Annotated in this window: 15 protein-coding genes; 6 read left to right on the top strand and 9 right to left on the bottom strand. The window is 64.8% G+C overall.

Annotated features, from left to right (window positions below):
• Positions 1–30 precede the first annotated feature (30 nt).
• A complete protein-coding gene (gene serA / locus RTH46_RS01855) occupies positions 31–1,260 on the top strand; it encodes a phosphoglycerate dehydrogenase (RefSeq protein ID WP_110992105.1) in 1,230 nt (409 codons plus the stop codon).
• An 89-nt stretch (positions 1,261–1,349) separates the two neighbouring features.
• On the opposite strand, the gene RTH46_RS01850 is transcribed toward serA, so the two are convergent.
• On the bottom strand, positions 1,350–1,826 hold the full coding sequence (locus RTH46_RS01850; protein WP_110992104.1) for a DUF4399 domain-containing protein: 477 nt from the start codon (positions 1,824–1,826) through the stop codon (positions 1,350–1,352).
• A gap of 227 nt (positions 1,827–2,053) precedes the next feature.
• Here RTH46_RS01850 and RTH46_RS01845 point away from each other — a divergent pair, with 227 nt between their 5' ends.
• Positions 2,054–2,524 carry a transporter substrate-binding domain-containing protein gene (locus tag RTH46_RS01845; protein WP_153785483.1) on the top strand — a complete coding sequence of 157 codons (471 nt, stop codon included), beginning with the start codon at positions 2,054–2,056 and terminating at the stop codon, positions 2,522–2,524.
• Between the two features lie 20 nt (positions 2,525–2,544).
• Here RTH46_RS01845 and RTH46_RS01840 read toward each other — a convergent pair whose 3' ends face one another.
• The gene (locus tag RTH46_RS01840; RefSeq protein WP_316904918.1) at positions 2,545–3,045 is read right to left on the bottom strand and encodes a DUF523 domain-containing protein; all 501 of its coding nucleotides are present in this window, start codon (positions 3,043–3,045) and stop codon (positions 2,545–2,547) included.
• Positions 3,032–3,655: a 2OG-Fe(II) oxygenase gene (locus RTH46_RS01835; RefSeq protein WP_153785481.1), complete on the bottom strand. Its 624-nt coding sequence runs from the start codon at positions 3,653–3,655 to the stop codon at positions 3,032–3,034. The genes RTH46_RS01840 and RTH46_RS01835 overlap by 14 nt, the downstream gene beginning before the upstream one ends.
• Before the next feature lie 121 nt (positions 3,656–3,776).
• On the opposite strand from RTH46_RS01835, the gene RTH46_RS01830 reads away from it, so the two are divergent.
• Positions 3,777–4,529 (top strand): DUF2059 domain-containing protein, encoded by a 753-nt coding sequence (locus RTH46_RS01830; RefSeq protein WP_110992100.1) that lies wholly within the window; start codon positions 3,777–3,779, stop codon positions 4,527–4,529.
• Here RTH46_RS01830 and RTH46_RS01825 read toward each other — a convergent pair whose 3' ends face one another.
• Entirely contained in the window at positions 4,530–5,456 is a 927-nt protein-coding gene (locus tag RTH46_RS01825; protein ID WP_153785480.1) for an alpha/beta hydrolase, read from the bottom strand.
• Between the two features lie 167 nt (positions 5,457–5,623).
• Between RTH46_RS01825 and RTH46_RS01820 the strand changes: the two genes are divergently transcribed.
• Positions 5,624–6,187 carry a DUF6436 domain-containing protein gene (locus RTH46_RS01820; protein WP_153785479.1) on the top strand — a complete coding sequence of 188 codons (564 nt, stop codon included), beginning with the start codon at positions 5,624–5,626 and terminating at the stop codon, positions 6,185–6,187.
• Here RTH46_RS01820 and RTH46_RS01815 read toward each other — a convergent pair.
• Positions 6,166–6,732 (bottom strand): sugar O-acetyltransferase, encoded by a 567-nt coding sequence (locus RTH46_RS01815; RefSeq protein WP_153785478.1) that lies wholly within the window; start codon positions 6,730–6,732, stop codon positions 6,166–6,168. The genes RTH46_RS01820 and RTH46_RS01815 overlap by 22 nt on opposite strands.
• Positions 6,733–6,819: 87 nt before the next feature.
• Here RTH46_RS01815 and RTH46_RS01810 point away from each other — a divergent pair, with 87 nt between their 5' ends.
• The gene (locus RTH46_RS01810) at positions 6,820–9,186 is read left to right on the top strand and encodes a penicillin acylase family protein (protein WP_316904917.1); all 2,367 of its coding nucleotides are present in this window, start codon (positions 6,820–6,822) and stop codon (positions 9,184–9,186) included.
• A 157-nt stretch (positions 9,187–9,343) separates the two neighbouring features.
• The gene (locus RTH46_RS01805; protein WP_153785476.1) at positions 9,344–10,162 is read left to right on the top strand and encodes an alpha/beta fold hydrolase; all 819 of its coding nucleotides are present in this window, start codon (positions 9,344–9,346) and stop codon (positions 10,160–10,162) included.
• Positions 10,163–10,280: 118 nt separating this feature from the next.
• On the opposite strand, the gene RTH46_RS01800 is transcribed toward RTH46_RS01805, so the two are convergent.
• From RTH46_RS01800 to RTH46_RS01785, 4 genes are read right to left on the bottom strand one after another with little or no spacing between them, the layout of a single operon-like run.
• Positions 10,281–11,153 carry a transporter substrate-binding domain-containing protein gene (locus RTH46_RS01800; protein ID WP_316904916.1) on the bottom strand — a complete coding sequence of 291 codons (873 nt, stop codon included), beginning with the start codon at positions 11,151–11,153 and terminating at the stop codon, positions 10,281–10,283.
• Complete coding sequence (locus RTH46_RS01795; protein WP_279846900.1) at positions 11,150–11,923, bottom strand: amino acid ABC transporter ATP-binding protein; 774 nt, start codon at positions 11,921–11,923, stop codon at positions 11,150–11,152. The genes RTH46_RS01800 and RTH46_RS01795 overlap by 4 nt, the downstream gene beginning before the upstream one ends.
• A complete protein-coding gene (locus tag RTH46_RS01790; protein ID WP_153785473.1) occupies positions 11,920–12,579 on the bottom strand; it encodes an amino acid ABC transporter permease in 660 nt (219 codons plus the stop codon). The genes RTH46_RS01795 and RTH46_RS01790 overlap by 4 nt, the downstream gene beginning before the upstream one ends.
• Complete coding sequence (locus tag RTH46_RS01785) at positions 12,560–13,225, bottom strand: amino acid ABC transporter permease (RefSeq protein WP_153785472.1); 666 nt, start codon at positions 13,223–13,225, stop codon at positions 12,560–12,562. Before RTH46_RS01785 ends, RTH46_RS01790 begins: the two co-directional genes overlap by 20 nt.
• Between the last annotated feature and the right edge of the window lie 152 nt (positions 13,226–13,377).

Below are 13,377 nucleotides of genomic sequence, written 5' to 3'. Positions count from 1 at the left end.
CATTTTTCTCCGGGATACAGGTTTACGCAGATGAGCAAGACTTCTCTCGACAAGAGCAAGATCAGGTTCCTTCTTCTTGAAGGCGTCCACCAGAATGCGGTGGATACCCTCAAGGCTGCCGGGTACAGCAACATCGAATACCTCACCGGCTCGCTGCCGGACGCAGAACTGAAGGAAAAGATCGCCGATGCCCACTTCATCGGCATCCGCTCGCGCACTCAACTGACCGAAGAGGTCTTTGACTGCGCGAAGAAACTGGTCGCGGTCGGCTGTTTCTGCATCGGCACCAACCAGGTCGACCTGGGCGCAGCCCGCGAACGCGGCATCGCGGTGTTCAACGCACCGTACTCCAACACCCGTTCGGTCGCCGAACTGGTGCTGGCCGAAGCCATCCTGCTGCTGCGCGGTATCCCTGAGAAGAACGCTTCCTGCCACCGTGGCGGCTGGATCAAGAGCGCGGCCAACTCCTTCGAGATCCGAGGCAAGAAGCTGGGCATCGTCGGCTACGGCTCGATCGGCACCCAGCTGTCGGTACTGGCCGAGAGCCTGGGCATGCAGGTCTACTTCTACGACCCGCTGACCAAGCTGCCGCTGGGCAACGCCACCCAGATCACCAGCCTGAACGAACTGCTGGGCCTGGCCGACATCGTCTCGCTGCACGTTCCCGAGCTGCCATCCACCCAGTGGATGATCGGCGAGAAGGAAATCCGCGCGATGAAGAAGGGCTCGATCCTGATCAACGCCGCCCGTGGCACCGTGGTCGAGCTGGATCACCTGGCCGCCGCGATCAAGGACAAGCACCTGATCGGCGCCGCCATCGACGTGTTCCCGGTCGAGCCGCGCTCCAACGATGAAGAGTTCGAAAGCCCGCTGCGTGGCCTGGACAACGTGATCCTGACCCCGCACATCGGTGGTTCCACCGCCGAAGCCCAGGCCAACATCGGCCTGGAAGTGGCCGAGAAGCTGGTCAAGTACAGCGACAACGGTACTTCCGTGTCGTCGGTCAACTTCCCTGAAGTGGCCCTGCCGGCGCACCCAGGCAAGCACCGCCTGCTGCACATCCACGAAAACATTCCGGGCGTGCTCAGCGAAATCAACAAAGTGTTCGCCGAAAACGGTATCAACATCTCCGGTCAGTTCCTGCAGACCGACGAGAAAGTCGGTTACGTGGTGATCGACGTCGACGCCGAGTACTCGGACCTGGCCCAGGAAAAACTGCAGCACGTCAAAGGCACTATCCGCTCGCGCGTACTGTTCTGAGTTTGCTGGCTGCATGAAAAAGGGAGGCCCTGGTGGCCTCCCTTTTTTTATGGCGATTTGAACCCAATCCTGCGGGCCCGGCGCCAGCCTTACTTGACGTTGACGGTAATCTTCTGCGATTCAACGCTCGGCTTGAACGGCACGTGATACTTGTCGCCCAGCACCAGTTGCAGGGTGTGCTTGCCCGGTGTGAGGGTAATGGTCGCCTCGGTCTGTGCCTTGCCGAAGTGCAGCACCTGCGGGCCGGCCGGCAACGGGGCATTGTTCTCGGGCATCAGGCTGGTCGGCAGCGGCATGTCAGCCACCGGCGCCTTGTCGACATCCACCAGCAGGTGGTGATGGCCGCTGTGCGCGGTCTGGTCACCGGCAGGTTTGAGGGCAATGCCCTCGATGCCGAACTTGACGGTGAAGGTCTTGTCGACCGTGGCGCCGTCGGCGGGGGAAACGATGAAGACCTTGGCGCCTTCCGGTGGCTGCTCGCTCTTGAGTGCATCCGCAGCACTGGCGAACACCGACGCCCCCATCAGCAGACCGGCAACGGCAGCACGCGAAAATAGGCTTTTCATTCACTTCTCCTGTCATTCACTTCAATTGACCGCTATCACTAAAACCAAGCAAAGCGGTTATTCACCATAGTTCATCTGCGCCGGCGAAGGTTCAGAAAAACGCTACAGAAATAGTTGCTAATGACGTTAAACATTACCCAGGTCCTGGGGTCATAGGCTGCGTTCGACCGGGCGAGGAGCAAGCTGCGGCGAATGACATTCATCTGCCATACAAATAAGGGGCTTTCATGCGTTTGACCATTGGCGTACTGCTGGCAGTACTGTTCTGCCCATTGGCCCAGGCCGAACTGATCGACGAAATCAACGACCGTGGCGAACTGCGCATTGCCGTGTTGAGCGACACGCCACCCTATGTGCTCAAAGAAGACCAGCGCCTTACCGGCTTCGAAATCGAGCTGGGCCAGGCCCTGGCCAAAGAGCTGGATGTGCGCGCCGAGTTCGTCGAAGCCACGGCTGAAGATGTCTTGCCGGGCGTGGTCAGCGGCAAGTACGACATTGCCTTCAACAAGCCTCAACCTGAACTGGACCCTGAACTGGTCACCAGCCAGCCATTCAGTACCTCGCACCTGGTGATCCCCTTCCAGAAAGGCAATCCGGCCTTCGAGAGTGCCGTGAACAATGCCCTGAAGCGGATCGAGAGTGATGGCCGGCTAGCCGCGCTTGAACAGAAATGGCTGCGCAGCGAAGCGCGCAAGTGAGTACCTGCTGACGCTGGCGCCTATTGCAGGCTTGCCAGCGCCCGTTCGGCCTCGTCCAGCTCCAGCTCGCTGAACACCTGCACCCCTTCACGTCGCAACAACGCCGTGGTGACGCCCTCGCCCGCTACTTTCACCCCCGTGAAAGTGCCGTCGTAGGTCTGCCGGTTACCGCACGACGGGCTGCCGGACTTGAGCACCGCCACCCGGATGCCATGCCGGCGAACCAGCTCCAGCGCCCGTTGCGCCCCGGCCATGAACGCCGCGCTGACATCCTCGCCGCTAGCCGTCAGCACCTGTGCCTGTGCGTCCAGCACCTGACCACCCTGCCCGCCCGGGATTTCCGCCGCAGGCCGGGGTGTCGACAGGCCGCCGGCCACTTCCGGACACAGCGGCACTACCCGGCCCTCGGCCTGCCAGCGCTGCAGCAGATCGGGGTGTCCGCTGGCACGCCCGTCGTAGCGCACCGGCTGGCCCAGCAGACAGGCGCTGACCAGGACTCTCGGCGGCTCAGAAGGGGTCATTGCCACGGCGGCGGAACCAGCCCGTCAGCGACAGGCGCTCGCGCCCGGCCGGCAGGACTTCATGGGGAATGGCGCCAGACAGGAACACCACCAGGCTGCCGGCGATCGGCTGCACGTCATGCTCGACATCGCCGTCGAGGAACATGCGCAGCTGCCCGCCATCGTCCGGCTGCCAGCCTTCATTGAGATAGAACACCGCAGAAACGGTACGCCGGTCGTCGTCGCGGAAGCGATCCAGATGGCGGCGGTAGAAGGCCCCCGGCGGATACAGGGCAAAATGGCACTCGAAATCCTCGAGCCCGAGGAACAACCCCTGGTTGATGGCCTGGCGCAGGCTGTCCATGGCCCCCAAATACTGGTCGCAGGCCGCGGATTCACCAGGGTCGATCCACTGGATCTGGTCGCCACGGATCGCCTCGCGCACTTCCTGCGCGGCGCCGCGCCCCACCCCGGCAGGGTTGAGTTCGCCTTCGGCATAACGGCGCCGGCACTCGAGCGCGAGCTCACGCGACAGCCCGTCGGGTAGAAAGAGGGTTTGCTGCGACCAGCCACGGGTGGCCAGGTCGTCGACGATTGCCGACAGCATGGGATGTTCGCAAGGATTGTGCATGGCGCATCATAGCCATTCGGCCTGCCCGCGCACAGCGCCACTTGGTCAGGAAGCGCCCCTGGCGACTCGACAAAGCCCCGCCATGCCAAGGACAATGGCGGCCTGACGACAGGAGTCCTGAATGCGCCGTCTGTTTTCCCTGCTTCTGCTGATGATCTGCACCATGCCTGTCTGGGCAGACAACCTTGATCAGCTGTACAAGGCCGCCGGCTGGCCCGACCAGCGAGCCCATTTCAACGATGCCGTGAGCGCCGCCCAACAGCGCTACCGCAACAGCCTGCCGCCTGCGGTTTACCAGGCGCTGGTCAACAACAGCAACCAGCGCTTCCAGGCCCAGGCCATGGACCGCCGCGCCCAGGCGCAGTTGCGCAGCACCCTCAAGAACCCGGCACCGGCCCTGGCCTTCTTCCAGTCGCCACTAGGGCGCAAGGTGGTGGCCGCCGAGCTGCTGGCCACGCGCAAGGACCAGCTGGCCAAGAATGCCAAGGGCTTGCCTAAGATCCAGGCCAGCGACAATCGCCAGCTGATCATCGGCCACCTGGCACAGGCGCTTCCCGCGCGCGAGGCCGGTGCGGAAGTCAGCCTGGCCATCGCCGGGGTGGCCGCCGACAGCCTCAGCTCGATGATCCCCGGCCTGTTCGGTGGAGGTCAGACGCAGAGCCTGCTCGACGGCCAACGCCAGCGCCTGATGAACCAGGTCGGCGAAGACCTCGACAACACCCTGTTGTATGTCTATCGCGACCTGTCGGACGCCGAGCTGGAGCAGTTCTCGACCTTCGCCGAGTCGCCGGACGGCCAGGCCTACTACAAAGCGGCGGTAAGCGCGGTGCGCGCGGCCCTCGCCGTGGGCCAGAATGCCAACGACCTGAACTGATCAGCCCAGGCGCTGGCCAATGAAGTCGAAGTAGCGCCGGCGGATGCCCGGCAGCTCGTTGGCCAGGTGGTGCCGGGCCTCGGGCAGCATCAGGATCTGCGGCTCGGCGAACTTGGCCTTTAGCACCTTGAGGTTGTACGGCCAATCCACCGTGGCATCCGCCTCCCCCTGTACGATCAATGGCCGTCGCGCGCTCTGCGGCGCGGCCTCGATGCGCCTTACCCATTTCATCAATGCCCCGACCCAGGCAGTCGGCAGGCGCCGTGGCTGCAGCGGGTCGGCCTCCAGGAACGGCAGGAACGCCGGATCGTTGGTGTTCTCGCTGAAGCGCCGCTCGATGCCGTTGACGAAGTGGCGCAGCACCCGGTAGCTCAGCTTCGACCAACCCCAGGCGCGCGGGCGCACCAGCGGCGCCAGCAGAATCACCTCGCCGTCGGCCGGGCTCTGCTCGGCGCAATGCAACAGGTGATCGACCACGATCGCACCGCCCGTGCTTTGCCCGCACAGGTGCCAGGGGTGCGGCAGCTCAAGTTGGCGCGCCTGCTCGAACAGTGCATCGAGGGCCTGCTGGTAGATGGCGAAGTCTTCGATGCTGGCCCGTTCGCCGCTGGACAACCCGTGCCCTGGCAGGTCACAGCTGATCACTGCATAGCCCTGCGCCAATGCCCACTCGATGACATGCCGGTACAGGCCCATGTGGTCGTAGTAGCCGTGCAGCATGAACAACGTCGCCACCGGCTGCGCGGGGAGCCAGACCTGGCCGACCAGCTCGAACCCCGCCGCGCGAAAGCCGCCAAGCCAGCTCGGCACGCCCAGCTCCAGGCCGTAATAGCGTTGATAGTCGCGGGCTTGAGCGGACAACGGTTGGCGTTCGGCAAGCGGCGCCAGGCTGGCGCGCAACAGGTCGGGCTTCAAAGCGGCAGGCATCGGTACATCCACAACGAGGCGAGTATTGATCTGGGATATTCAGCTTATGGCAGCGCCATGGCAAGCTGGCGCACGACCCAAGGCCAACTCGTCCCTGTGGGAGCGGGCTTGCCCCGCGATGACCAGATCGCGGGGCAAGCCCGCTCCCACAGGGATTGCGGACTCACATGCGAATTACCAAGACACTGCTTTCGACCAGTATTGCCCTGCTCTGCGCCGCCGCCCTGTGGTGGGCCTACGACAGTTTCCAGGCCCGCTACCTGCGCCCCTTCGACAACCAGACCACACTGTTCGACGGCAGCCAGCTGCGCCTGCCGCCCGAACTGGCCGGCCCCGGCTCGATCCGCGTGGTGCACTTCTGGGACCCAGCCTGCCCGTGCAACGTCGGTAACCAGCAGCACCTGGGCGAGCTGGTCGAGCACTTTGCCCCACAGGGGGTCAGCTTCCACGTGGTGCAACGGCCCGGCAGCCACGGCCAACTGCCCGCCAACCTCGGTGCACTCAAACCCCTGGCCGGGCTGCCCGGCAGCGAACACCTGCCGGCCACCCCCGCCGTGGCGATCTGGGACCGCAACGGCGAGCTGGCCTACTTCGGCCCCTACAGCGAAGGCGCAGTGTGCAATTCCAGCAACAGCTTCATCGAGCCTATCCTCAAGGCCCTGAATGAAGGGCGCCGGGTGCAGGCCAGCAACACCCTGGCCGTGGGCTGCTACTGCCCCTGGGCAGGTTGACGTACCCGTGCCGGGTTACCCACCACTACTGCCCCCGCCGGCACATCGCGGGTGACCACGCTGCCGGCGCCGACCACGGCGTTATCGCCAATGCTCACCCCCGGCAGGATGATCGCCCCGCCGCCGATCCACACGTTGTCGCCGATGGTCACCGGCCGCCCACTTTCCAGGCCGCTGCGGCGCAGCTCAGGGTCGAGCGGGTGGTCGGCGGTGTAGATCTGCACGGCAGGGCCGATCTGGCAGTCGGCGCCGATGCGCACCGGCAGCACGTCGAGGATCACGCAGTTGAAGTTCATGAAGGTATTGGCGCCGACACTGAGGTTGTAGCCGTAGTCGCAATAGAACGGCGGGCGGATCACCACACCGTCGCCGACGCTGCCGAAGTGCTCGACCAGCAACCCATGGCGGGCTTCGTTGAGCAGCTCGACGCTGGCGTTGTAGCGGTGCATCCAGTGCTTGTTGGCGATCTGCTCGGCCTGAAGTTCCGGGCAGCCTGCGTGGTAGAGCTGGCCTTGCAGCATTTTCTGTTTTTCGCTGAGGGACATTGGAAACTCCTTGTTGGGGCTATGCTCAGTGCGCGAATCCGCCGATGATCGGACCACATTTTTCGCTCGAGTGCACAAGGAGTCTCGATGAAGCGCAGCCTGACCCTGCTGGCCGTGGTGATTGCCGTGGCCGCTGCCGGCGCCGGTTACTGGTATGTGCAGGGCAAGCAGCCCCAGCGCGAGGGCGAACTGGCCGTCGCCGGCCTGCAGGCGCCGGTCACCGCCCGTTATGACGCGCGCGGCGTACCGCACCTGCAGGCGCAGAACGAGCAGGACCTGTACCGCGCCCTGGGCTACGTGCACGCCCAGGACCGCCTGTTCCAGATGGAGATCATGCGCCGCCTGGCGCGAGGCGAGCTGGCCGAGGTGCTGGGCGACAAGTTGCTGCCCACCGACACCCTGTTCCGCAGCCTGCGCATTCGCGAGCAGGCCGCGCTGATGGTGCAGCGCCAGGACCGCCAGGCCCCGGCCTGGATAGCCTTGCAGGCCTACCTCGATGGCGTGAACCAGTGGCAGGCCAGCCATCCCAAGCCGATGGAGTTCGACCTGCTCGGCATCCCTCCGCGCCCCTTCACCGCCGAGGACACCCTGAGCATCGCCGGTTACCTGGCCTACAGCTTCGCCGCGGCCTTTCGCACCGAACCCGCGCTCACCTACATTCGCGACCAGCTCGGCGCCGATTACCTGAAAATCTTCGACCTCGACTGGCAGCCCGACGGTGCCATCGCCGCGCCGCTGGCCGCCGCCGACTGGCGCAGCCTGGAGCAGCTGGCGCGGCTCAGCCACGAGGCCTTGGGCGATGCCGGCATCCCCCAGTTCGAAGGCAGCAACGCCTGGGCCGTGGCCGGCAGCCGCACCCGCAGCGGCCGCCCGTTGCTGGCGGGCGACCCGCACATCAGCTTCGCGGTGCCGGCGGTATGGTACGAGGCCGAGCTGTCGGCGCCGGGCTTCAACCTGTACGGCTACTTCCAGGCGCTCAACCCGTTCGCCCTGCTTGGCCACAGCCGCGACTTCGGCTGGAGCCTGACCATGTTCCAGAACGACGACGTCGACCTGATCGCCGAAAAGACCAACCCGGCCAACCCCGAGCAAGTGATGGTCGATGGCCGCTGGCAGACCCTGGAAAAAACCGAGCAGCAGATCGCCGTAAAAGGCGAGCAGCCGGTGCCCCTCACCCTGCGCCGCTCGCCCCACGGCCCAATCGTCAACACGGTGCTGGGCAACAGCGCCGGCGCTGCGCCCATCGCCATGTGGTGGGCGTTCCTGGAAACCGACAACCCGATCCTCGAAGGCTTCTACCAGATCAACCGCGCCGACACCCTGGGCAAGATGCGCGAAGCGGCAGCCAAGGTGCAGGCGCCAGGGCTGAATCTGGTCTGGGCCAACGCCCGTGGCGATATCGGCTGGTGGGCGGCGGCGCGCCTGCCGATCCGCCCGGACGGGGTGAACCCGGCGTTCATCCTCGACGGCAACAGCGGCCAGGCCGACAAGCCCGGCTTCTACCCGTTCAGCGTCAACCCGCAGCAGGAAAACCCGGCCAGCGGCTACATCGTCTCGGCCAACTACCAGCCACCGGCGGTGGTGCCGGTGCCCGGCTACTACAACCTGGCCGACCGCGGCCGCCAACTGGACCGCCACCTGAGCAACCCGGACATCAAGTGGGACACCCAGAACAGCCAGGCCCTGCAGCTGGACACCAGCAACGACTACGGCCCGCGCACCCTGGCGCCGCTGCTGGGCACCTTGCGCAGCGTGGCCCAGGGGGACGAAGAGAAAGAGCTGGTCGAACAGCTGGCCGCCTGGCGCGGCGACTACCCGCTGGACTCCACCAGCGCCACGCTGTTCAACCAGTTCCTCTACGAATTGGCTTTCGCTGCGCTGCATGACGAGCTGGGCGATACCTGGTTCCCGATCCTGATCAGCACCCGCGCCATCGACGCGGCCCTGCCGCGCCTGGCCGCCGACCCGGCCTCACCCTGGTGGAACCTGCGCGGCGGCAATGAACACACCGACCGCAACGCCATCGTGCGGCTGGCTTGGCAGCGCAGCCTCAAGCACCTGGGCGAGACCTTCGGCAAGGACCCGGCCAGCTGGCAATGGGGCAAGGCCCACACCCTCACCCACAACCACCCGCTGGGGGTGAAAAAGCCGCTGAACCTGCTGTTCAACGTTGGCCCCTTCGCCGCCCCGGGCACTCATGAAGTGCCGAACAACCTTTCAGCGAAGATCGGCCCGGCGCCCTGGCCGGTCACCTATGGCCCGTCCACCCGGCGGGTGATCGACTTCGCCGACGCCGGCGCGGCCCTGACCATCAACCCGGTCGGGCAAAGCGGCGTGCCGTTCGACAAGCACTATGGCGACCAGGCAGAGGATTACATCGAGGGGCGCTACCACAAGGCGCGCATGGGGGTGATCCCGGCGCAGAGCACGTTGCGGTTGGTGCCTGAGCGATGATCGTCATGAAAACCTGGCCCCTGTGGGAGCGGGTTTACCCGCGAAGCAGGTGACGTGGTGGATGGCACCGGCTCTGCCGGTGTTCGCGGGTAAACCCGCTCCCACAGGGCCTTGTCACGATTACCAAATTTGCTATCCCCATTCATGAGATAACCCCATGCAAAAACACTTCATCGAAATAGACGGCGCGCGCATGAGCTACGTCGACCAGGGCCAGGGCTTCCCCGTCCTGCTCGGCCACAGCTACCTGTGGTCGGCCGCCATGTGGCAACCGCAGATCGACGCGCTGTCGAAGCACTTCCGGGTCATCGTGCCCGAGCTGTGGGGCCACGGCGATTCCGACGCGCCGCCGGCCACCACCACCGACATGAGCGCCTTGAGCCGCCAGCACCTGGCCCTGCTCGATGCGCTGGATATCCCCAAGTGCCATCTGGTCGGCCTGTCGGTCGGCGGCATGTGGGGCGCGCAGCTGGCCATCGAACACCCGGAGCGGGTTGACCGCCTGGTGCTGCTGGATACCTACCTGGGGGCGGAACCGGAGGCCACGCGGCTGAAGTACTTCGGCCTGCTGGATGCCGCCAGTGCAGCAGGCGCGTTTGTCGACCCGCTGCTGGATATCGTGGTACCGATCTTCTTCCATGCCGGCGGGGAAACCGTGCCCCAGGTGCGCGAGCAGTTTCGTGCGCAGTTGAAGGCAAGCAGCGCCCAGACCATCCGCGAAAGCCTGGACCCGATGGGGCGAGTGATCTTTGGCCGGCCGGATCTGCTGGCACGCCTCGGCGAGCTGCCTGCAGATCGGACCATCGTGATCTGTGGTGATCAGGACATTCCCAGGCCGCCCGCGGAGTCGAACGAGATGGCGCAGTTGATTGGTTGCCTGGCGGCGCAGATTCCGTTTGCCGGGCATATCTCCAGCCTGGAGAACCCGGGGGTGGTGAATGATTTCCTGTTGAACTGGTTGCCGCGCAACGGCTGATATCGCCATCGCGGGGCAAGCCCGCTCCCACGTTGGAACCGTGGGAGSSDTVTCTCCAGCCTGGAGAACSCSCGCTCCCACGTTGGAACCGTGGGAGCGGGCTTGCCCCGCGATCAGATCAACCCTGCCACTTGCCCCCTTCGACAATCACGCTCTCAGGCTTGGTGTCGTCGCTCAGCTCTTTGCGCACGTACTGGTCGTACAGCTTGAGCAAAAACTTCTCCTCACCCAGCTTGGCCAGCTCGGCATTCACCCAGTCGCGCAGCTCGGCATTGCCCTTCTTCACCGCCGGGGCAATCGGTGCTTCCTCGCCCAGCAGTTGCGGCAGCACACGGTAGCCCGGGTTCTGCTTGGCCCAGCTGAACAGGATCAGGTTGTCCTGGGCATAGGCATCGCCACGGCCATTGGCCAGGGCGGCCAGCGACTCGCTGTTCTTTTCGAACTTGAGCAGCTTCCAGTCCGGGTGGTTTTTCGTCAGCCAGATATCGGCCGTGGTGCCGGTGGTGACGATGATGGTCTTGTCGGCCAGCTCGTCGAGCTTCTGCACCGGGCTGCCGTCGGCAACGATGGCCTGCACGGCCACGCGCAGGTTGGGGTTGGTGAAGTCCACCGCCTCCTTGCGCTCAGGGGTGACGGTCATGTTGGCGAGGATCAGGTCGACCTTGTCGCTCTGCAGGAAGGGGATGCGGCTGGCGGGCTCGACGGCGACGAACTCGACCTTGTTCTCGTCGCCCAGCAAGTCCTTGGCGAAACGCCGGCCGATGTCGGTGTCGAAGCCGACGTAGCGGCCACTCTCATCGACGAAGCCGAACGGCGGCTTGTCGGTGAACACGCCGACGATCAGCTTGTCGCGGGCCTTGATGGTTTCCAGGTAGCTGCTGGCGGGCGAGGCGCCAGCGGGCTTGGCCGGTTCTTCGGCCTTGTTGCAGCCGGCCAGCAGGGCCAGGCCAAGCAGTGGAGCGAGCAGTTTGGCAAAGGGTGCGGTGTTCATGACAGTTCCTTGTGCAGTGTCTTGGGCAGGCTTTCGACGAAAGAGAATTTCTCCAGGAACTGCTGCGCGCGTGCGGTCTGCGGTTGGGTGAAGAAGCGCTCGGGGTGGTTCTGTTCAAGGATCCTGCCGGCCTCCATGAACACGATGCGGTCGGCCACCGCGCGGGCGAAGGCCATTTCGTGGGTAACGATGAGCAGGGTCATGCCGTCCCGGGCCAGGCCCTGGATCACTTGCAGCACCTCCTTGACCATCTCCGGGTCGAGGGCGGCGGTGACTTCGTCGAACAGCATCACCTGCGGGTTCATGCACAGCGAGCGGACGATGGCGATGCGTTGCTGCTGGCCGCCGGACAGCTGCCGCGGGTAGGCATCGCGCTTGTCCAGCAAGCCCACCCGCGCCAGCAGTGCTTCGGCCTGGGCCTGGGCTTCGGCGCGCTCGCGCTTTTGCACCTTGAGCGGGCCCAGCAGCAGGTTGTCCAGCACGCTCATGTGGCCGAACAGGTGGTAGCTCTGGAACACCATGCCCACCCGCTGGCGCACTTGGCGCCAGTCGGTGCCTGGGGCCAGCAGCTCCTGCCCGTCCAGGCGCAGGCTGCCGCTGTGGGCCTGTTCCAGGCCGTTGAGGCAGCGCAGCAGGGTGCTTTTGCCGCAGCCGCTGGGGCCGAGGATCACCACCACCTCGCCGGCGCGAACCTGCAGGTCGACGTTGGCCAGCACCTGCTGCTCGCCGAAGAACTTGTTGAAACCGTGGAATTCGATCAATGCGCTCATGAGTGGGCCCAGCGGCGTTCCAGCACGCGCGAGGCGGCGGAAAGCGGGTAGCAGACGAAAAAGAAGAACAGCAGCAGCACGCCGTAGATCAGCGCCGATTCATAGGTGCGTTCGATGATCTGTTGGCCGGCCTTGATCACTTCGACCACACCGATCAGCACCGCCAGCGAGCTGGTCTTGATGATGCGGGTATAGATGTTGATGGTCGGCGGGGTCATGCGCTTGAGCGCTTGCGGCAGCAGCACATGGGCGTACAGCTGCCAGCCGGACAGGCCGATCGATAGCCCCGCCTCGCGCTGGCCACGGGGCAGCGAGCCGAGCGCACCGCGCACCACCTCGCCGACTTCGCTGGCGCCCCACAGGCCCAATACCAGCACCGCGCACCAGAAGCTGGGGATGCTCAGGCCAAGGAAGATCGGCAAGCCGAAGAACACCAGGTACAACCAGACCAGTACCGGGATCGCCCGGAACAGTTCCAGGTAAACCTGCAGCAGCACGTTCAGCAGCCGGTTGCCGAGGGTGGCCAGCACGCCGTAGAGCACACCGCCGAGGGTGGCAAAGCCGATGCCCAGTGCCGAAATCGCTACGGTTTGCCCGGCGCCGGCTGCCAGTTGCGGCAGCGACACCTGCAGCAGTTCAAATGCCGAACTGGCCATGTTGCAGCCTCCTTTCCAGGCGGCGCAGCAGCAGCGACAACGGCAGGAAGATCAGCACGCAGAGCAGGGTCAGTACCGCGAGCATCTCGTAGGTCTTGTAGTACAGGGCGATGTAGTTCTTGGTGGTGTAGAGGATCTCCGGCACCGCCACCGCCGAGACCACGGTGGTCTCCTTGAGCAGGAACACGAAGTTGGCGAACAGTGCCGGCAGGCTGAGGATGCCCGCTTGCGGCAGGATCACATGACGCAGCAGCTGGCCTTCGGACAGGCCGATCGAACGCCCGGACTCAAGCTGTGCCCGCGGCACCGCTTCGACCCCGGCGCGCAGCACTTCGGTGAGGTAGGCGCCGCCCATGAAGGTCATGGTGATGATCGCCGCGGCGAAGCCCGAAATCTTCACACCCACGCTCGGCAGGGCGAAGTAGACGAAGAACAGCTGGATCAGCAGCGGCGTGTTGCGGGCCAGCTCCACGTAGCCCTGCACCAGGCGCCGCAGGTACGGTGTGCGCAAGACCAGGATGGCCGAGTTGAGCAACGCCACCAGCATCGAGGTGGCAATGGCGATCAGGCCGACCTGCAAGGTCACCCCCACCGCCTTGAAGAAGGCCGGCAATGTGCTAAGCATGAAGGCGGTGTCGAAACTCATGGAATGGGCCTCGACACAAGGTTAGGGAGGTACGGCATGGGCAGGTTCCAGGTCGGCACGAGGGTCGCTCGGCGTCATTCAACACATAGTGGCTCTGTGCCGGTAGGCACGATTTATAGACTCTAAAGGTATAAAAATATTTTTATAAATAC

The sequence above is a fragment of the Pseudomonas sp. zfem004 genome (genome assembly GCF_032621715.1).
Classification (GTDB): domain Bacteria; phylum Pseudomonadota; class Gammaproteobacteria; order Pseudomonadales; family Pseudomonadaceae; genus Aquipseudomonas; species Aquipseudomonas sichuanensis.
Note: the sequence above shows the minus strand (reverse complement) of the source record. Positions and strands in the feature narration are given on the sequence as shown.

Bases quoted from the DNA above. Each gene is read 5' to 3' on its own strand.
- serA (WP_110992105.1), top strand. From the start codon at position 31: ATGAGCAAGACTTCTCTCGACAAGAGCAAGATCAGGTTCCTTCTTCTT.
- RTH46_RS01850 (WP_110992104.1), bottom strand. From the start codon at position 1,826: ATGAAAAGCCTATTTTCGCGTGCTGCCGTTGCCGGTCTGCTGATGGGG.
- RTH46_RS01845 (WP_153785483.1), top strand. From the start codon at position 2,054: ATGCGTTTGACCATTGGCGTACTGCTGGCAGTACTGTTCTGCCCATTG.
- RTH46_RS01840 (WP_316904918.1), bottom strand. From the start codon at position 3,045: ATGACCCCTTCTGAGCCGCCGAGAGTCCTGGTCAGCGCCTGTCTGCTG.
- RTH46_RS01835 (WP_153785481.1), bottom strand. From the start codon at position 3,655: ATGCACAATCCTTGCGAACATCCCATGCTGTCGGCAATCGTCGACGAC.
- RTH46_RS01830 (WP_110992100.1), top strand. From the start codon at position 3,777: ATGCGCCGTCTGTTTTCCCTGCTTCTGCTGATGATCTGCACCATGCCT.
- RTH46_RS01825 (WP_153785480.1), bottom strand. From the start codon at position 5,456: ATGCCTGCCGCTTTGAAGCCCGACCTGTTGCGCGCCAGCCTGGCGCCG.
- RTH46_RS01820 (WP_153785479.1), top strand. From the start codon at position 5,624: ATGCGAATTACCAAGACACTGCTTTCGACCAGTATTGCCCTGCTCTGC.
- RTH46_RS01815 (WP_153785478.1), bottom strand. From the start codon at position 6,732: ATGTCCCTCAGCGAAAAACAGAAAATGCTGCAAGGCCAGCTCTACCAC.
- RTH46_RS01810 (WP_316904917.1), top strand. From the start codon at position 6,820: ATGAAGCGCAGCCTGACCCTGCTGGCCGTGGTGATTGCCGTGGCCGCT.
- RTH46_RS01805 (WP_153785476.1), top strand. From the start codon at position 9,344: ATGCAAAAACACTTCATCGAAATAGACGGCGCGCGCATGAGCTACGTC.
- RTH46_RS01800 (WP_316904916.1), bottom strand. From the start codon at position 11,153: ATGAACACCGCACCCTTTGCCAAACTGCTCGCTCCACTGCTTGGCCTG.
- RTH46_RS01795 (WP_279846900.1), bottom strand. From the start codon at position 11,923: ATGAGCGCATTGATCGAATTCCACGGTTTCAACAAGTTCTTCGGCGAG.
- RTH46_RS01790 (WP_153785473.1), bottom strand. From the start codon at position 12,579: ATGGCCAGTTCGGCATTTGAACTGCTGCAGGTGTCGCTGCCGCAACTG.
- RTH46_RS01785 (WP_153785472.1), bottom strand. From the start codon at position 13,225: ATGAGTTTCGACACCGCCTTCATGCTTAGCACATTGCCGGCCTTCTTC.